Genomic DNA, 16,936 nt, shown 5'->3' with positions numbered 1-16,936 from the left:
TCAATTATTTTAAGCCAAAGTAACTTAGACCACTTTAATTAAACAAGCATTCAATAAGTTTAATGATAATCAGATAGCTCAATTAATTCCATTGGCACAAAGCTTTCTTGTGGTAGCAAAATTAGTTGGGAGTAAATAAGTTTGCCAGTCATATCTATGCGGTTGATCGCTATTCCCATTGGACGTGGTAGCTGTGCTGCGTAGGAATCAGCATAGTAGCGATAAATCTGCTTAGCAGCTCTGATAATCATGGGATCGACTTTTTTGGCTACAGGTTCTGACTGTCGCTCTGGATATTCGAGGCGTTGGGCGGCATATGACACAATGAAAACCCCTTAAATTTGACTATTCTTTTGCCTTATAAAAAGCTGCATCAGGACTTTAGCTGACTTTGTTTTTTTTAGCAAGATTTGAGCTTAGGATTATACATGAGTTGATATTTTTTGGGGGCAATCTGATCAAAAGTTAGTAAAAAATTTAATTACCATCCACACTAGCTAATTTGATCCGAAACAACTTGCTGTAGAAGATTTGAGGGAAATCGACATAGCCCTTGTCACGAATATTTGAGACAACATCTATCAAATAGCCAACAAATTCTGAGTTTTCTAATGTCATTTCGTAGCTCATGTCAGCATCACCCTCAAAGGTCAAGCGACATAAGGCTAGATCCGATGGTAAGTTTGCCACGCGCCATACAGCCATAAAAGAAACGGCTGGACTTCCTTCGATATGTCGTTCACCCGTAATTTCGCCTTGTTTGTAAAGAGAAATAGCATAGGGGAGAGCTTGACGCTTGTTTGGCTCTCGATAATAGGGCATGTAGATGGAAACTTCTTGTGGAGCAGCAGCTTTAAGTTCGATCGCCATAGATATTGCGTCTCTATATGTAGGTAAAGGCGGAGATTTTTACAGAAAGATTAGCAGATTTTTTGTCTAAATTAGAGAGGACGCTTTGCTCCTTCTCTAATTTAGCAGGATTGTAAAAACACAAAATGGCTAAGCCATTTTGTGTTTTGGGTTTAAGGTGAAACGCGATCAATTACAGTGATTTTGCCGTCGGGTTGGACTTCCCATACGTCATAGCTGCCTTTAACATCGCCATATTCATCTAGATCTACATTGCCGCTTGCGCCTTGATAGTCAATGTCTGTGCCAGCTTTGACCAGCTTGATTGCTTCACAAACATCACTAACTTCTTGCCCAGGGGCATTGGCTACTTCACGGATTTTACTCTTGATGCCATCACCAGTGCCATCTTTGGCAGCTTCGGCAGCGATCGCTATTAGAGCCGCCGCATCGTAGGAATGAGGTACAAAAGCACCTAAATCTTGACCTGTCTTTTCTTTGAAGCTTTTGGCAAATGTGTCAAGGGATTTTCCGTCAGCACCAGGAACTGTACCGATCGCACCTGCCAAAATTAATTTACCTTCAGGGGTATTACCAATTAACTTAGGAAAGTCTTCAGTCTTTACACCATCGGTAAGCAAAATCTTCACATCTTTGGTTAAGCCCTGTTCAAACGCAGCTTTAATTACCGCACCGCCAGAATCGGGATAGAGAATTGCGGCAACTGCATCAGGTTTAGTGCCAAAGGCTCCCTTAGCTTCAGCCTCAAAAGTCGCAGCCTTTGGATCGTAGCGAGTGGGGTTGATTTTGTTGACAATTGTGCCGCCGAGTTTTTCAAAGGCTTCGACAAAAGCTTTTTCAAAACCTACGCCATAGTCGTTGTTAATAACGAGGGTGGCAACTTTTCTTGCACCTTTTTTATAGGCAAGATTTGCTAGGGCTAAAGCTTGATAGGTATCAGGGGGAGCGGTGCGATACCAATAGCCATTAAATTCGCCTTTTTTGGCACGTTCGGTAAAGACAGGACTAGTGCTACCGGGGGAAATCATCACGACTTTGTTGGGAACCGCGATCGCTAGAGCCGCCGTAGAAACACTACTAGCAAATGCGCCAACCACCGCACCGACGTTATCAACTTTCACCAGTTTTGTCATGGCTTCAGCACCTGCGGGTGGATCGGTGCGATCGTCTTCCTTAAAGAAAGCGATCGGTTTGCCTAACACACCGCCACATTGATTAACGGTTTCGACCAGAAAATCAATGGATTTGATCATCGGTGCGCCAATTGATGACAGGTCACCTGTGGCAGGGAGAACTGCACCTAAACGGAGAGTATCTTTAACGCCGCCAGATCCTGAACTTGTTACGGGTGCTGTGGTATCCGCAGTGGGTTTAGAGTCTGTAACTGAAGTACTGGGCTGACAAGCCACAATCCAAATCGTTGTCACTGTTGCTAGCAAGGCTAGGCAGAGTGTAGAGAAAAACCTTTTAGTCATGGTTACGATGGACTACGATCATATTTACAAAGTTGCTGTAATTGTATCTGCAAAGTATCTGCCAAGTCTCATGTCATCTACCATTGATCCACGTCGTCAAAGAGAATTAGTCCGTTTATTAGAACAGATGGGACTAGAACAAGCAAAACTAGAGAAAATTAATCCAGCGATTAATCCTCAAGGTTTTGATTGGCTATTGATTGATCAATCTTTGGTACATCCCAGTTTTTCCAATACCTACAACAATGATCAGTTGGAGTTTGTAGGCGATAGTGTGCTGCGGTTGTCAGTGAGTTTGTTCTTGCAAGAAAGATATGGCGATCGCAAGGTGGGTGACTTAGCGGCTCTGCGATCGCATCTTGTCAGTGACAAAACCCTCGCCGAAATCGCAGGGATTTACGATCTCCAAAAATATGTTGTGGTTTCTAATGCGGCTCGTAATGATTCGCAAGCTCTGCGATCGCTGCTAGCCGATGCCCTCGAAGCTTTAATGGCAGCCCTATACATTAATACTCAAGATTTAGCCTTCATCCGTAAATGGCTCGATCCGCATATGCAACGTTTTGCTGAGGCTTTGTTGGCAATTCCTGCACTGGGTAATTACAAGGTGGCGCTGCAAGAATTAACTCAAGGGCGCTGGAAACGTTTGCCTGAATATCGCAATGTTGACACAGCCGCTAACAATCCCAACAATCTCTTTTCTGTAGAAGTATGGTTTAACGATCGCTGCTGGGGTAAAGGACAGGGCAAAAGCATTAAAGCGGCTCAACAGGAGGCGGCGGCGATCGCATTACAACAAATGTCCCAGCTATGAACAAAATAGGGGCGCTTCGCGCCCCTATTTCAGCAATTCTCATTATGAAACCGATTTTGTTGTTTCCAGCGCCTTTGGCGCTGGAAACAACAAAATCGGTTTTTTGGAAGCCCGCCGACGGCGGGCTTCCAAAAAACCGATTTTTATAATGAGAATTGCTGCCCCTATTTTGTTTTTTTATTAAGATTTACGCATAGGTGTATAAATACTTAGCGTCAAATCGTAAATTTTTCTACAAATACAGGACAAGCGTCGTAATATTTCTTAGTGTGCTAATTCCGCTCGTTTGATCAATTTTTAAGATTAGTGCTTCGTGTGGTAAGAAGGAGTCAAGAGTCATTCTGATACTAATATCGATCCTAGCCGCCCTAAATGCTGTGGCAGCAATGTGGCTATTACTTTATGGGCTAAATGCTTATTGGCTCACTGCTGTCCATAGGCCTAAGCTTTCTCTACGGAAAAAACTTGTTTTTCCGCAGCTTAATCCTGCGCGAGAATACCAAGTTGCTCAAGCCGCAACATCATCACCCAGTTCAGGTGCGATCGCTGTCAATAATTTTGATAACTTTCGCCTCGACAAACCTCTAACCAATAGCTTTCCTAGTTATGTTTTGGCAGTTGAGCCGCCTGAGCATCAAGCGATCGCCTTAGAAGATTTACCAATTGTCACCATCCAATTACCAATTTTTAATGAGCGCTATGTTTCTCGCCGATTGGTAGATGCAGTTTGTCAGATGGACTACCCACGCGATCGAATGCAGATTCAAGTACTTGACGACTCCATTGACGACACGCAGGCGATTCTCAGCGAAACTGTCCAAGAATACCAAAATCAGGGCTTTTGGATTGAATATGTCCATCGCATTAATCGGGCTGGCTTCAAAGCAGGCGCTTTGCAAGATGCAATGCCCCTCGTTCAGGGCAATTACATTGCTATTTTTGATGCTGATTTCATTCCCTCAGCGAACTGGCTCAAGGATACTATTCGCCATTATGTAGAGAATCCTGATGCTAAGGTTGCCGTTGTCCAAACCCGTTGGGGCCATATCAATTCTGAATATTCGTTACTTACCAAGTTGCAATCGACTGGGATTGACGGACATTTTGCGATCGAGCAGCAGGCTCGATCGCAAAATGGCTATTTTCTAAACTTCAATGGGACTGCGGGTATTTGGAATCGGCAGGCGATTATTGATGCTGGTGGTTGGCACGCTGATACTTTAGCCGAAGATATGGACTTAAGTTATCGCGCTCAACTTAAGGGCTGGCAAGTGGTTTATGACAATAATATTGTCGCGCCTGCGGAGTTACCTGTTGCTATGCTAGCCTTCAAATTGCAGCAATTTCGCTGGGCTAAGGGCAGCATTCAATGTGCAAAGAAGTTAATTGCTCAAATCTGGAAAGCCGATCTGAGTCTGGCTGTAAAATTCCAAGCCACCATGCATTTGACGGGATATTCGGCACATCCTTTAATGCTTCTCTTGGTTTTGCTCTCAATTCCCTTGATGTTGCTTATGCCTGATCAGGCGATCGCCATGCGGATTTCCTTTGAGAGCATTTGGTCAGTCTTTATGCTACCTGCCACCTTTGGTCCCCCATTTTTGTATTTCCATGCCCAGCGTGAGTTGTATCCTAAGTCTTGGCAGCGCCGCCTTGGTCGGATTTTCCTATTAGCGGTTCTCGGTACGGGTATTTCTTGGAGCAATAGCCGTGCGGTATTTGCGGGCTTATCAAATACAGGGGCAAATTTTCGCCGTACACCCAAGTTTGATATCAAACATAAGAGCGATCGCTGGGAAAATAAGGCTTATAAGATTCCCCTTGATGCCACCGCCGCTATTGAAATATGCCTATGTATTTACAGTGCGATCGCTGCCATGTTAGCTCTTAGTAAAGGACTATATGTAACTTTGCCCTTCATGGTCTTATATGCGTTGAGCTATGGCTATGTCGGCGGACTTACCCTCTGGCAATCTTGGCAACAATCCCGTCACTAAAATAAAAGGGTGCTAAAGCACCCTTTTATTTTTATTGTTTTCCTACTAAAAATTGCTGCTTGTAATTAAAAAGTAGAGGACGCTAAGCGTCCTCTACTTTTATAATGGTCACTATGTGGTCAATTGTTATCCCAACTTATAACCGCTTACCAATCTTGCAAAAATGTTTGCAAGCGATGGAAGCACAAAATTTTACCCAACCCTATGAGATTGTAGTGGTTGATGATGGCTCCACCGATGGCACGGTGGAATTTTTGCAAAGTCATGCTGATGAATTTCCTCACGTTCGTTTATTTCTGCAAAACCATGAAGGGGCGGCGATCGCCAGAAATACGGGCATAGATCTAGCACAGGGTGACACCATCGTATTTATTGATAGCGATCTTGTCGTTACGCCAGTATTTTTGTCAGCCCATGCTAAGGCTCTGGCAAAAGCTTCTAAAATTGGCGATCGCGCCTTTACCTATGGGCTGGTGATTAATACCAGCAATTTTGAAAATCCTTCTTCGGAGCCACTGAAAATCACTGATATTTCTCAAGCTTTTTTTGCGACGGGGAATGTGGCGATCGCTAAGCATTGGTTAATTGAGGCAGGGAAGTTTGACACTAGCTTCCGTCAGTATGGTTGGGAAGATTTAGAGCTAGGTGTGCGCCTCAAAAAATTGGGCTTAAAACTAATTAAATGTCCTGAAGCCGTTGGTTATCATTGGCATCCCGCCTTTACGATTGAGCAATTACCACGCCTTGTTGATGTCGAAGCTCAACGTGGACGCATGGGTGTTGTCTTTTATCAAAAGCATCCGACATGGGAAGTCAAATTGATGATCCAGATGACGTGGCTGCATGTACTTTTGTGGGGAACATTGTCTTTGGGTGGATTGCTAAATGAGCGATCGCTTCGTCCGCTTTTAAAATGGCTAATTGATCAAGGTAAACCCCAATTAGCCCTAGAAATAGCTAGAATTTTCTTGAATTGGTACAACGTCAAGGGCGTATACGCCGCTTATCGCGAATCCATTAATTAAAAAAGATACAAAGTATCTTTTTTAATTAACTAGCTGAGATATCAAAATGCTACAAACCAAACCTAAAACCCAACCTGAAATTAGAATTGAGCAGCCCTTAATCACATGGGAACAGTTCAAGCTGATTCAACGCGGTTTTGCTGATGCTAGAGGAATTCGGCTAGCCTATTACGAGGGAATTTTAGAGATTGTGTCTACGTCAGTCGATCATGAGCTAATTAAAACGATTATTGGCGCATTGTTGGAATTGTATTTTTTGGAAAAGGAAATTGAGTTTTTCCCAATGGGGCAAGCAAATCAAGAAAAAGCTGAACAGGTATCTTTGCAGCCCGATGAGTCCTATAGCTTTGGTAGTCCCAAAAAAATTCCCGATCTCGCCATTGAAGTAATTTTGACTAGCGGCAATACTGAGAAATTGAAGAAATATTATTTGCTTGGAGTCCCTGAAGTTTGGTTATGGGAGGATGGAGTGCTTGATATTTATCACCTAGATACTCAAAGAGATCGCCAATATTGCAAATCAACTACTAGCAAATTTTTACCAAACCTCGACATGGCAACATTGCAACGTTGTATTTTATTTACATCACCACTTGAAGCCCTGAAAACTTTTAGACAGGCTTTTCGGCAAAGTCTATGAAAGTTTCCTTAGAATTCCTCTACCATTTTCATTGCGATCGCTGTCGTAAATGGTGGAGCCGTGCGGACATTGAGCCACAAATTGGTGAGCAGGTTTACTGCCCCTATTGTGGGCACATTAATACAGTGGAAGCAGTGCAAACTTTTCGGAATGCAGCACGCGGAGGCAGTTGTCTTAGTCAACGTCCTGACGAAATTTAGTACTTTGCGCTTTAAAGTAAAGAGGTCGCTTTGCGTCCTTTCTACTTTGATCAGTAATTGTGCAAAATAAATTATCAAAACCCATAAAGTTGCGCCCCTACGGGGCGCAACTTTATGGGTTTTGGATTAGTAATTAATTAACGTCAGTTCGACGAAAGCGAAAAATGGTAAGAATCGCTAAGCGATTCTTACCATTTTTCGCCATTTGCGGCGTGCTTCGCACGCCGCAAATGGCTATATCGAACTCACGTTTAATTAAGCTTATATACTTAGTAAATATATGAATACTCCAAATATAATTCTGGCGGGATATCTTGCGGGAGCTACCGATTACATCCCGATCGCCAAAAAATTACAAAGTAAAAACTTATCGGCAACAGTCGTCCCTTTGAAATGGACGGACTGGATTCCAACGGTGGGCGGACGCTCGATCGCGCCAATTTTAGAAAAGCTTGACCAAACCGTAAATCAAGAATTAGAAAAATCAGGTGCATCGAAAGTAAATATCATTGCCCATTCCGCAGGGGGCTGGCTCTCACGCATTTATCTAGGCGATCGCCCCTATTACGACAAGGTTTGGAATGCGCGTTCTAAGGTTGCCAAACTGGTTTGTCTGGGAACTCCTCAACGAAGCCTCGAACCTTGGTCACTGCCAAATTTAGGTTTTGTCAATGACAATTATCCTGATGCTTTTTATGATGATATTGAATATATCTGTGTGGCGGGAAATGCGGTGCAGGGCAAAAAATATACACCAAAACAATGGCTTGCCTATAGTAGCTACGAACTCACGATTGGGCAAGGCGATGTCTGGGGCGATGGCATAATTCCGATTGAGGCGGCTTATTTGGATGGAGCGAAGAATATGGCGATCGATGGTGTTTATCATTCGCCGCGATCGGGTAAATGGTATGGCTCTCAAGAGGTGGTTGATATCTGGGCAGAGTATCTATAGATTTTGATATTTTGCTTTGAGGCGATCGCCTCTCTAATCTCTAAGCAAGTAAGGGGCGATCGCCAGCAAGTAAAATAAAGTAAGCAGTTATTCTAAGTTTACAATTATGACTTTCACCGAGTTATTGCCGAATCTGCAAAAACTAAACTCTTCCGATAAGCTTAGGGTTATCCAATTTCTGGCGACTGAATTATCAAAGACAGAAAATTTTGCTGATAATGATATAGAGTCTAAATCTTGGTTAGAAGCAGATTTGGTCGATGACTTGCCTGAGTATAACTGGGGAGAAGGTGGGATACCAAGTATGAAGCCTGTGAAATATGTTTCTGGTGTTGGTCTAGGGATAAAGGCGGGATAGAGATTTTGAATGGTCAGCTTCTCAAATGTGGTGATGTTGTTTTTGTTAATCTGCCGTCTCAAAATCTTAAAGGACATGAACAGGAAGGAAGAAGACCTGCTGTAATTGTTGGTGTACCGTTGGAAAATGTACGTTATCCTGTGGTGGTGGTAGTCCCATTAACTACTCAGTTCGGCGGCTGGGTAGATAGAAATTCTGCACTGTATCCAATTATTCAAGCTGGAACTGCGGGATTACCTCAGAAATCAGTTGCCTTGTGCGATCAAATAAGGGCGGTGGATATCCAGAGAGTAATTGGATATTTGGGTAGCCTAAGTTTTGATCAATATTTGCCAATTATTGGTGGAGTAAGACGGGTTTTGGATTTGTAATAATTTATAAGGCGATCGCCCGTTTAATCTCTGTGAAAGTAAAGGGCGATCGCATATGAGCAAAGAGGAAATCTCATCCAATATTCTGGTAAATTTTTTTTTACAATCTTTAATATGATAATATTTATAAAAAATTATCATATTAAATCTATGGCGATTGTTTCATGTCCCGAATGTGGTAGACAGGTTTCCGACAAAGCTCTCAAATGTCCACAGTGCGCTCATCCTATTGCAAATCCTGAAACCAGAGATCAATTATTACCGCCTAAGCCCTTACAAAAAGAGCCTGAAAGTGTTGCGGCGATAATGCAAGAGTGGTCAACGCAAAAGTGGCTAAAACTATTAGGGATATCTGTAGCAGGAACAATCGTTTTTATAACTTCAAGCGTGCTTTTGGGGAAAGGAATAGAAGCAAGTAGAGAGGCAAGTAGAAAGAAGGAATTAATAGAGGAACAGAAGCAGTTAAAAGAAGAAGTAAGTAAACCAACTTATTCAGTCAATCCTTCAACCAACAGCCCATCAACTCGTAGTCCAGAATATCTTTTAGCTGGTATAGATAAACAGTCTAAGGATGTATCAGCAAGTGAATTAGCACCATATACACAAGCATTAGATCAACTAGAGTCTAAGTGCCAAGAGTCTCGCATGGCATTAGCAGATATGTCTGCCGCAACTAAGGAGATATTGACAAAAAAAGGTGCTAAAGCAACTAACCTTGAACTTCTAAACGGTGTATATCAGGCTGTTCAATCATATGCAACCCCTCAAAAATGTGCAGCAGGGTTTGCTTTGTTTGCAACGTATGTTGATAAGTAAGATTTAGCGAGTGATCTATCTCACAAGAAAAGCAACCTTATCTAATTGGTTAAGGTTGCTTATGTTTAAGAAGGGTGCGACTTCCACTTGATAAACCCTTACTACGCATGGATTCTGACTTTCCCTAACTCAGGGACTAACTTGTGAGCCGATTTGATGAAATCTTTACTGCGAAAGGGTTTTGATGATTTGCGAAGGTGTCAAATGAAGGTCGCACCCATCTTGCGTAAGTCCTAAATAGATTCAATACTGTCAAGGCGCTTTAACACTTCTTTGGCAAAAGAATTTTCTTCCCCCCACCAATTTAATTCAGTATGAACAGTGTCAAGTTTGTCTAGTTGCTCTAATACTCTTTTAGAAAACGAGTTTTCTTCCCCCCACCAATTTAACTCAGTATGGATACTTGATACCGATGCCTCAAGATTCCCAATGCTTGCAATCAATTCGTCTTGCTTTTCTAGAAATTCATCTTGCTTAGCCAGTAGTTGTTCAATTAGAGCCTCAAGTTTTGAAGTGTTCATAAATAAGTTGAATATTTTGGTTTAAACTTTCACTTTAATGATAGATAGTTTATCTTGCAACTTAGTATATCGCCTTTACTGCGCTTATTCAAATAGCGATTTAGCTAAAATCTCATAAACCAAGCATTTGTTTAACATCATTTAAAGCGATCATCGCGGTTTTACATTTAGCAAATAGTGATCGCCTTGTGATGTGCTTATTTGAGAAGCGATCGCTGTTTATGGGATGAATAGGCGATCGGCTTGTGATGTGATTATTTGAGAGGCGATCTACCTATAATAACAACTATATAACCTCTATAATAGGTAAATAATCTCAGGCTTAAAACCTATGCTAAAAGAACTTTTTGGTGGTAAAACACCCGAACAGGTTTTGCTATATCTGGAAAATTATGAAGAAGGCTACGGCAAAGCGATCGCCGATACCTTTGAGATATCCTTGAGTTCAGTACAGAAACAACTCCAAAAATTTGAAGATTCAGGATTATTAGTTAGTCGATCAGTCGGCAAAACTCTCCTCTATACATGGAACCCGCGATCGCCTTTTGTAACCCCAGTTAGAAATCTATTAGCCCAACGACTCAAAATCACAGCACCCGAAGAAATCAAAGCCTACTATCGCCAACGCCGTCGCCCTCGTAAAGCGGATAAACCCATTGGAAATACACAAAACCTCATCCCTAGCTGAGATCAAAGCAGCAGAAAAAATATCAAGACTTTTTAGAAAGGCTACAAGATTAGCGATCTCCTTTACTGCACTTGACTTCAAATAGTCATTTAGCTAAAACCTCATAAACCAAGCATTTGCTTAGCATTATTATTTAAAGCGATCGCATTTTTACTTTTAGCAGCTAGCGATCACCTTGTGATGTGATTATTTGAGAGGCGATCGCTATACAAATTAAGGCTTTGCGCCTCACCTAAATGGGTAGCGATCGCGATAAATAGCCAATAAAAGTGCAAACATCAGCCAAAAGGCTTACGAAAAATCTCAATATTGCTCGACAAACTAGTAGACATTTTAGAAAGAGGCATGTATAGTATAGAGGTGTGAGGAGCGAACAAAAGAAAAAGCCTAGGAACGAAACAGGGAAAGTAACCTAGGCTTTTTCTTTTGGTTACTGTTAATAAAAAAGAGAGATCAGTTAAAAGCTGATCTCTCTTTTTTTGTAAGCAAAATACTCATTATAAAAATAGGTTTTTTGAAAGCCCGCCGTTGGCGGGCTTTCAAAAAACCTATTTTGGTGTTTCCAGTGCCTTCGGCGCTGGAAACACCAAAATAGGTTTCATAATGAGAATTGCTGTATTTTGCCCATTAGAGCGCGTTTGAGAAGTCTCTTATTTAGCATAAATTTCTACTTTTACCCCCTTAATCCCCCCTTTGCAAGGCTAACGTGTACACACAAGTCTCTCTGTCTACGTTTGAGGGTTTAGATCCCCCCCAGCCCCCCTTAAAAAGGGGGGAGAATTATTTTCTTCTTCCCCCTTTTTAAGGGGGATTGAGGGGGATCATTAGTAACTCACGCTATAGCTGATGACTTGTGTATACACGGTAGCCTTGCAAAGGGGGGAAACTCAGATCCTCCATTAAGGGGGGGAAAACTTCTCAAAAACGCTCTTAGTCAATCCTTGCAAGAACAAAGGGTGGCACAACAAGACTAGTAAACTCTCTTTCTTTATCAGCATTCCAAGCGCTAAGCTCCTCAGCAGTTGGATGACGCAGCCAACCATCTTCGATCCATGACTGCACTAACTTTGTATTGTCCTCAGTGAGCGCAATCCCCACATCGACGAGATCTAGCTTTGCCCCAACTAAAATTACTCTAGCTCTAGCTGCATGGGGGGACAACCATTCCCACTGCGCCACATCCACCATTTCCTCTAAATCTTTTCTTGAATTACTCACTAAAACTCCTCATCTTCACCAATTACGTTATCAGTACCGATAATTTCTAGATACTTAGCTTTGATCGCTTTAACATCTTGCCATGTTAACCACTTCGGACTGCCCTGTTCGCGGCTCTGATTTCGCAATAAATAGGAGGGGTGGAATATCGGCATCACTAACCGACCTTCCCACTCGTACCATTTGCCACGCACCTTAGTAATGCCTAATTTTTCACCCAATATTGATTTGAGTGATGTGGCTCCCGTCAACAAAATAATTTTAGGATCAACGAGACGAATTTGCTCCAGCAAGTAAGGCTTACAGGTTGTTGTTTCTACTTCAGTAGGAACACGATTATTGGGCGGACGGCATTTGACTGTATTGCAAATGTAAACATCTTTGCTCGTGTCAAATCCTACGGATTCTAAGATTTTGTCTAAAAGCTGTCCTGATTTACCGACAAAGGGCAATCCTGATAGATCTTCCTGCTCCCCAGGAGCTTCACCGATAATCAAAATTTTGGCGTTGCGATCGCCTCTTTCAACCACCACATTAGTCCGAGTTGGGGCAAGTGGACATTTTTGGCAACTGCAAGCAACTTCGCGCAATGCATCGAGACTGGCAAACTGCTCACTTACTGGTACTGTGGCGGCAGGTATGGGGGTAGCATTTTTAGCAGAACGCGCAGTTTTTTTCGCAGGTGGAGCATCAGCAGTTCCCTCGGCGTGGGGAAGCTCTACCAAAGGAACCTCCGATGGTGTCAGATCAAATAGGCTCATTTGTTCTTTGTCAGTCATAGACAGGATATGCGCCCCAAATCAGTACTTATTGCTAATATCTTACCTGTGTCAGCAATATATTGAACCTGAAGTTATCTAGACTTTTAGCATTACTTGCTCAATCACCGCATTTCTCGCCCATTTATCGGCTTCGAGAATATCCTCAAGCTCTGGCTTAGAAACACATTTATGCCGATCGCATACATATTTAATCAAATCTGCAATCTGGACATACCGAATTCGCTCTTGGAGGAATAGTTCCACTACTTGCTCATTAGCTGCGTTCAACACCGCAGGCATAGTTCCACCTGCACGACCTGCGGCGTAGGCTAGCTCCATACAGGGATATTTCTGGTGATCGGGTTCGCGGAAGGTCAGAGTGCCACATTTGACGAGATCGAGGCGTTCCCATTGGGTAGGAATGCGATCGGGATAGGAGAGAGAATAGAGCAGGGGCAAACGCATATCAGGAATCCCCAGTTGTGCGAGTACAGAAGTATCTTCCAATTCAATTAGAGAATGAATAATACTTTGAGGATGAATCACAATCTCGATCTGGTCATAATCCACACCAAAGAGATAATGGGCTTCGATCACTTCCAATCCCTTATTCATTAGGGTGGCTGAGTCGATGGTGATCTTCTTACCCATTGCCCAGTTAGGATGCTTGAGCGCATCAGCTACTGTTACCAGTTCTAGCTCTTCCGTAGGGCGATCGCGAAATGCACCACCAGAAGCTGTAAGAATAATCCGCCGCAGTCCGCCTTCAGGTACGCCTTGTAAGCATTGAAAAATTGCTGAATGTTCCGAATCCGCAGGCAATAACTTCACGCCATGTTTTTTCACCAATGGCACGACCACTTCACCACCTGCAATTAAAGTCTCTTTATTCGCCAGCGCAATATTTTTACCTGCTTTAATCGCGGCGATGGTGGGCAGTAGTCCTGCACAGCCAACGATTCCTGTTACTACTGCCTCCGAGTCTCCATAGGCAGCAACAGTTTCCACACCCTCGGCTCCAGCTAACATAATTGGCTTGACGGCTAGATCAGCGATCGCCTCTTTAAGTTCAGGGAGCTTTTTTTCGCTAGCGATCGCCACAATTTCAGGTTGAAATTGGCGAATTTGTTTTGCTAAAAGATCAATATTTCCCCCTGCTGTCATTCCCACAACCTGAAATTTGTCAGGATACTCCGCGACGATATCCAAGGTTTGTGTGCCAATTGAGCCAGTGGAGCCAAGCAGAGTAATGCGTTTCATAGGATGAAGCTTATTGATATTGATTATTTAATAATCAAAGTCTTGCATAGTTTTTTGAGCGATCGCGATCAAAATATAAAAAGTTGGGGCAGCGCGATGCGCCGCCCCAACTTTTTATATTTTGTTTCCAGTTATAGCTATAGCAACCTGTATCAGGACAAATCAAAACCCAGATAGTGTGAGGCGGCGCTTCGCGCCGCCTCACACTATCTGGGTTTTATGTCCTAACAAGAATGGCGACAGCTATATATAAAATTGTGGCAAAAATTGTGACAAAAACTTGATCCTAGGCTCAAATATTAATTTGTTTTAAGTTATCTCACAATCTAAGCATCGAATGTAAACCTCTACGATAAACTTGGGTTTAAACATCCCGTGCCTATTTTTTATTTTGAGATAGGTACATATATTGATTGGAGCAATAGCAATATGTCGCATGCAGTCAAAATTTATGACACCTGTATCGGCTGCACACAATGCGTGCGTGCCTGTCCTTGTGATGTTTTGGAAATGGTTCCTTGGGATGGATGCAAAGCGGCTCAAATCGCTTCTTCTCCCCGTACCGAGGACTGCATTGGTTGCAAACGTTGCGAAACAGCTTGCCCCACTGACTTCCTAAGCGTCCGTGTCTATCTTGGTGCTGAAACCAGCCGCAGCATGGGTCTTACCTACTAATTTTATAGTTTTTATAATTATTTTTAGTTAGATAAGATTCTTGTTTATTTTTCATTAAGTGCAATTATTCTTTATCCTGCATTTAGATTTAGGCGTACCAATTGGTGCGCCTAAATTGTTTTTAAAAACCAAAAGGCACGCATAGCGTGCCTTTTGGTTTAATAGAGACGACGCTACGCGCCGTCTCTATATGAATATTTTTATGCTTGATATTTTCGATTACCTACCCAATGGCTTACTAGAGCTTGAATCTACGCAACTTTGGCAATTACTCGATCGCCCCACACTAATCCACCTAGAAGGCGATCGCCAACCAGCATTATTTGTTTCGATTTTGTTACATGGCAATGAAACAACTAGTTGGTTAGCGATGCGCGAGTTACTTCGCAAATATCAACACAAAAAGCTGCCCCGATCGCTTTCTTTGTTTATTGGCAATATTGAAGGTGCGAGATATCGCCAAAGGCATTTAGCCCATCAACCTGACTACAATCGCATTTGGCAAATTGGGGATGCATCTGAGCCATTACCAGAGCAAATCATGGCGCAAAAGGTCATTGCCGAAATGCGATCACGGGGAGTATTCGCCAGCATCGATATTCACAACAATACGGGCAAAAATCCTCACTATGGCTGTATTACGCAGTTAGATAAGCATTCTCGACACTTAGCGCGGCTATTCGATAAAACGGTGGTGTACTACACCAGCCCCAAAACAGTGCAATCCTATGCCTTTAGTAAATTTTGCCCTGCGATCGTTTTGGAATGTGGACAGCCTGACATCCCCGATGGCACGGCTCATGCACTGGAATATGTAGAAACTTGTCTGAATCTTGATAGTTTCGATAATTTGCCTGATTCGGCGATCGCTGATATTGATTTGTTTCACACGGTAGCGATCGTCAAAGTCCCCGAACAGATTAATTTCAGCTTCACTGGCAAACCTGACGATGACATCACTTTTCCAGCCGAGATGGATTGTTTGAATTTTTGTGAATTACCAATTGGGGCAAACTTTGGTGCAGCGAAAACGGAGAAAGCCTATTTGTCTGCTGTGAGTGAAGAGGGTGAAGAAAAAGGCGATCGCTATTTCCAAATCGAAAATGGCGAAATTCTTTTAAAAGCGCCTGTTATGCCGTCAATGCTGACTCTCAATACTGACATTGTGCGTCAAGATTGCCTCTGTTATTTGATGGAACGTTTCCCAACCCCAGAATAAAAAAGCTGGTGCAAAGCACCAGCTTTTTTATTCGGTTTTTTAGAGCGCTTTGCGCTCTAAAGTTAACGTCCAAAGGGAAACTTAAATGGCAAAGGCTTGATTAATGCTAACTCTGCAACCATTTGTTCATGCAAATGACCATTAGTAGCAAGCAACCTTCCAGACTTGGGGATATGTTCGCTGCCATCGTAAGCAGTCACAACTCCACCAGCCTCACGCACAATCACCACACCCGCAGCCAAGTCCCATAGCGATAAACCGCGCTCCCAATAGCCATCTAAGCGACCACAGGCTACATAAGCTAAGTCCATCGCCGCCGAGCCTCCACGTCTCACACCTTGGGTGATGTGTGTGAAATGGCAGAACTCCGCATAGTTATTGTCCTCAACGAGAGTGCGATCATAGGCAAAGCCAGTTACGAGCAAACTACGACTCAATTCTGTGGTTTTAGAGACATGAATTGGTAAACGATTACGAGTTGCACCTAAGCCTGTCGCCGCTCGAAATATCTCATCGCGAAAAGGATCATAAATCGCACCTACGGCAGGAATTCCATCAATCAATAAAGCGATCGACACGGATGAAAATGGATATTGATGAGCATAGTTAGTTGTGCCATCCAGAGGGTCGATCGCCCATAAATATTGACTTTCGGTATTTCCCAATACACCCGATTCTTCTGCCAAAATTCCGTGATCAGGAAAATGTCTTTGCAAAATAGAGAGAACCATTGCTTCTGATTCTTTATCGGCGATCGTCACCAAATCCCCTGGACGCTTTTCTTCGACTTCCCTATCCTTAAGATTTCCCTGATAGAATTTCAGGACTGCACCACCTGCACAAGCCGCTTCAGTAGCAATATCTAGGAAGGTTTGTAGTTGCTCTTTACTAACAGAGGCTAGTGAATTTGTCATGATCTTAAAAAGTGTGTTGTTTGATCGGTAATTGCTGTAATTTCACCATATTGGTGGTGTCTATAAAGGGGCGATCGCTGCGAAAATATTTAAGCATTTCTTTTGTGAAGATTCTTGTCGCAATTCTTCATCTTTTGTTACTTTTTTATCAAATCACAA

General features: G+C 42.7%; 20 protein-coding genes. 12 read left to right on the top strand and 8 right to left on the bottom strand.

What is annotated here, in order from left to right; translation table 11 throughout:
• Nucleotides 1–59: 59 nt before the first annotated feature.
• The 3 genes from VB775_RS17515 to VB775_RS17505 form a co-directional block, all read right to left on the bottom strand.
• On the bottom strand, nucleotides 60–323 hold the full coding sequence (locus tag VB775_RS17515) for a hypothetical protein (RefSeq protein WP_190578908.1): 264 nt from the start codon (nucleotides 321–323) through the stop codon (nucleotides 60–62).
• Nucleotides 324–477: 154 nt separating this feature from the next.
• The gene (gene ebsA, locus VB775_RS17510) at nucleotides 478–870 is read right to left on the bottom strand and encodes a type IV pilus biogenesis protein EbsA (RefSeq protein WP_281005999.1); all 393 of its coding nucleotides are present in this window, start codon (nucleotides 868–870) and stop codon (nucleotides 478–480) included.
• A 152-nt stretch (nucleotides 871–1,022) separates the two neighbouring features.
• Nucleotides 1,023–2,345 carry an ABC transporter substrate-binding protein gene (locus VB775_RS17505; protein ID WP_281006000.1) on the bottom strand — a complete coding sequence of 441 codons (1,323 nt, stop codon included), beginning with the start codon at nucleotides 2,343–2,345 and terminating at the stop codon, nucleotides 1,023–1,025.
• Between VB775_RS17505 and rnc the strand changes: the two genes are divergently transcribed.
• From rnc to VB775_RS17460, 9 genes are all read left to right on the top strand, one after another.
• On the top strand, nucleotides 2,344–3,159 hold the full coding sequence (gene rnc, locus VB775_RS17500; protein ID WP_281006001.1) for a ribonuclease III: 816 nt from the start codon (nucleotides 2,344–2,346) through the stop codon (nucleotides 3,157–3,159). The genes VB775_RS17505 and rnc overlap by 2 nt on opposite strands.
• Nucleotides 3,160–3,545: 386 nt before the next feature.
• A complete protein-coding gene (locus VB775_RS17495; RefSeq protein ID WP_281009422.1) occupies nucleotides 3,546–5,156 on the top strand; it encodes a glycosyltransferase family 2 protein in 1,611 nt (536 codons plus the stop codon).
• A 104-nt stretch (nucleotides 5,157–5,260) separates the two neighbouring features.
• Entirely contained in the window at nucleotides 5,261–6,181 is a 921-nt protein-coding gene (locus VB775_RS17490; RefSeq protein WP_281006002.1) for a glycosyltransferase family 2 protein, read from the top strand.
• 46 nt (nucleotides 6,182–6,227) lie between these two features.
• Nucleotides 6,228–6,821, top strand: coding sequence for a Uma2 family endonuclease (locus VB775_RS17485; protein ID WP_281006003.1), 594 nt, complete (start codon nucleotides 6,228–6,230; stop codon nucleotides 6,819–6,821).
• The gene (locus tag VB775_RS17480; RefSeq protein WP_009625027.1) at nucleotides 6,818–7,021 is read left to right on the top strand and encodes a hypothetical protein; all 204 of its coding nucleotides are present in this window, start codon (nucleotides 6,818–6,820) and stop codon (nucleotides 7,019–7,021) included. The genes VB775_RS17485 and VB775_RS17480 overlap by 4 nt, the downstream gene beginning before the upstream one ends.
• A gap of 280 nt (nucleotides 7,022–7,301) precedes the next feature.
• Nucleotides 7,302–7,976 carry an esterase/lipase family protein gene (locus VB775_RS17475; RefSeq protein ID WP_281006004.1) on the top strand — a complete coding sequence of 225 codons (675 nt, stop codon included), beginning with the start codon at nucleotides 7,302–7,304 and terminating at the stop codon, nucleotides 7,974–7,976.
• Nucleotides 7,977–8,082: 106 nt separating this feature from the next.
• Entirely contained in the window at nucleotides 8,083–8,334 is a 252-nt protein-coding gene (locus tag VB775_RS17470) for a hypothetical protein (protein WP_281006005.1), read from the top strand.
• A gap of 5 nt (nucleotides 8,335–8,339) precedes the next feature.
• Nucleotides 8,340–8,705, top strand: a complete 366-nt coding sequence (locus tag VB775_RS17465; RefSeq protein ID WP_281006006.1) for a type II toxin-antitoxin system PemK/MazF family toxin — start codon at nucleotides 8,340–8,342, stop codon at nucleotides 8,703–8,705.
• Between the two features lie 150 nt (nucleotides 8,706–8,855).
• Nucleotides 8,856–9,521, top strand: a complete 666-nt coding sequence (locus VB775_RS17460; protein ID WP_281006007.1) for a zinc ribbon domain-containing protein — start codon at nucleotides 8,856–8,858, stop codon at nucleotides 9,519–9,521.
• Between the two features lie 233 nt (nucleotides 9,522–9,754).
• Here the strand turns inward: VB775_RS17460 and VB775_RS17455 are convergent, their stop codons facing one another.
• The gene (locus VB775_RS17455) at nucleotides 9,755–10,042 is read right to left on the bottom strand and encodes a hypothetical protein (protein WP_281006008.1); all 288 of its coding nucleotides are present in this window, start codon (nucleotides 10,040–10,042) and stop codon (nucleotides 9,755–9,757) included.
• A gap of 331 nt (nucleotides 10,043–10,373) precedes the next feature.
• Here VB775_RS17455 and VB775_RS17450 point away from each other — a divergent pair, with 331 nt between their 5' ends.
• The gene (locus VB775_RS17450; RefSeq protein ID WP_281006009.1) at nucleotides 10,374–10,730 is read left to right on the top strand and encodes a DUF2250 domain-containing protein; all 357 of its coding nucleotides are present in this window, start codon (nucleotides 10,374–10,376) and stop codon (nucleotides 10,728–10,730) included.
• Between the two features lie 930 nt (nucleotides 10,731–11,660).
• On the opposite strand, the gene VB775_RS17445 is transcribed toward VB775_RS17450, so the two are convergent.
• The 3 genes from VB775_RS17445 to VB775_RS17435 all read right to left on the bottom strand — a co-directional run bounded on the left by VB775_RS17445 (nucleotide 11,661) and on the right by VB775_RS17435 (nucleotide 13,969).
• Nucleotides 11,661–11,948 carry a DUF2288 domain-containing protein gene (locus VB775_RS17445; protein WP_281006010.1) on the bottom strand — a complete coding sequence of 96 codons (288 nt, stop codon included), beginning with the start codon at nucleotides 11,946–11,948 and terminating at the stop codon, nucleotides 11,661–11,663.
• On the bottom strand, nucleotides 11,948–12,727 hold the full coding sequence (locus VB775_RS17440) for a uracil-DNA glycosylase (protein ID WP_281006011.1): 780 nt from the start codon (nucleotides 12,725–12,727) through the stop codon (nucleotides 11,948–11,950). Before VB775_RS17440 ends, VB775_RS17445 begins: the two co-directional genes overlap by 1 nt.
• A gap of 78 nt (nucleotides 12,728–12,805) precedes the next feature.
• Complete coding sequence (locus VB775_RS17435) at nucleotides 12,806–13,969, bottom strand: 1-deoxy-D-xylulose-5-phosphate reductoisomerase (protein ID WP_281006012.1); 1,164 nt, start codon at nucleotides 13,967–13,969, stop codon at nucleotides 12,806–12,808.
• Between the two features lie 429 nt (nucleotides 13,970–14,398).
• Here VB775_RS17435 and psaC point away from each other — a divergent pair, with 429 nt between their 5' ends.
• The gene (gene psaC / locus VB775_RS17430) at nucleotides 14,399–14,644 is read left to right on the top strand and encodes a photosystem I iron-sulfur center protein PsaC (protein WP_009628656.1); all 246 of its coding nucleotides are present in this window, start codon (nucleotides 14,399–14,401) and stop codon (nucleotides 14,642–14,644) included.
• Between the two features lie 202 nt (nucleotides 14,645–14,846).
• Nucleotides 14,847–15,863: a M14 family metallopeptidase gene (locus tag VB775_RS17425; RefSeq protein ID WP_281006013.1), complete on the top strand. Its 1,017-nt coding sequence runs from the start codon at nucleotides 14,847–14,849 to the stop codon at nucleotides 15,861–15,863.
• A 62-nt stretch (nucleotides 15,864–15,925) separates the two neighbouring features.
• Here VB775_RS17425 and VB775_RS17420 read toward each other — a convergent pair whose 3' ends face one another.
• The gene (locus tag VB775_RS17420; protein WP_281006014.1) at nucleotides 15,926–16,777 is read right to left on the bottom strand and encodes an inositol monophosphatase family protein; all 852 of its coding nucleotides are present in this window, start codon (nucleotides 16,775–16,777) and stop codon (nucleotides 15,926–15,928) included.
• Between the last annotated feature and the right edge of the window lie 159 nt (nucleotides 16,778–16,936).

The sequence above is a fragment of the Pseudanabaena sp. CCNP1317 genome (genome assembly GCF_034931345.1).
Lineage (GTDB): Bacteria > Cyanobacteriota > Cyanobacteriia > Pseudanabaenales > Pseudanabaenaceae > Pseudanabaena > Pseudanabaena galeata.
The sequence above is the reverse complement of the archived record's forward strand: the minus strand, read 5'-3'. Positions and strand labels throughout refer to the sequence as shown.

Excerpts from the sequence above, each read along its gene's own strand:
- VB775_RS17485 (WP_281006003.1), top strand. The coding sequence starts at position 6,228 with ATGCTACAAACCAAACCTAAAACCCAACCTGAAATTAGAATTGAGCAG.
- VB775_RS17490 (WP_281006002.1), top strand. The coding sequence starts at position 5,261 with ATGGTCACTATGTGGTCAATTGTTATCCCAACTTATAACCGCTTACCA.
- VB775_RS17475 (WP_281006004.1), top strand. The coding sequence starts at position 7,302 with ATGAATACTCCAAATATAATTCTGGCGGGATATCTTGCGGGAGCTACC.
- ebsA (WP_281005999.1), bottom strand. The coding sequence starts at position 870 with ATGGCGATCGAACTTAAAGCTGCTGCTCCACAAGAAGTTTCCATCTAC.
- VB775_RS17480 (WP_009625027.1), top strand. The coding sequence starts at position 6,818 with ATGAAAGTTTCCTTAGAATTCCTCTACCATTTTCATTGCGATCGCTGT.
- VB775_RS17440 (WP_281006011.1), bottom strand. The coding sequence starts at position 12,727 with ATGACTGACAAAGAACAAATGAGCCTATTTGATCTGACACCATCGGAG.
- VB775_RS17505 (WP_281006000.1), bottom strand. The coding sequence starts at position 2,345 with ATGACTAAAAGGTTTTTCTCTACACTCTGCCTAGCCTTGCTAGCAACA.
- psaC (WP_009628656.1), top strand. The coding sequence starts at position 14,399 with ATGTCGCATGCAGTCAAAATTTATGACACCTGTATCGGCTGCACACAA.
- VB775_RS17435 (WP_281006012.1), bottom strand. The coding sequence starts at position 13,969 with ATGAAACGCATTACTCTGCTTGGCTCCACTGGCTCAATTGGCACACAA.
- VB775_RS17450 (WP_281006009.1), top strand. The coding sequence starts at position 10,374 with ATGCTAAAAGAACTTTTTGGTGGTAAAACACCCGAACAGGTTTTGCTA.
- VB775_RS17425 (WP_281006013.1), top strand. The coding sequence starts at position 14,847 with ATGCTTGATATTTTCGATTACCTACCCAATGGCTTACTAGAGCTTGAA.
- rnc (WP_281006001.1), top strand. The coding sequence starts at position 2,344 with ATGGTTACGATGGACTACGATCATATTTACAAAGTTGCTGTAATTGTA.
- VB775_RS17455 (WP_281006008.1), bottom strand. The coding sequence starts at position 10,042 with ATGAACACTTCAAAACTTGAGGCTCTAATTGAACAACTACTGGCTAAG.
- VB775_RS17420 (WP_281006014.1), bottom strand. The coding sequence starts at position 16,777 with ATGACAAATTCACTAGCCTCTGTTAGTAAAGAGCAACTACAAACCTTC.
- VB775_RS17460 (WP_281006007.1), top strand. The coding sequence starts at position 8,856 with ATGGCGATTGTTTCATGTCCCGAATGTGGTAGACAGGTTTCCGACAAA.
- VB775_RS17495 (WP_281009422.1), top strand. The coding sequence starts at position 3,546 with ATGTGGCTATTACTTTATGGGCTAAATGCTTATTGGCTCACTGCTGTC.
- VB775_RS17470 (WP_281006005.1), top strand. The coding sequence starts at position 8,083 with ATGACTTTCACCGAGTTATTGCCGAATCTGCAAAAACTAAACTCTTCC.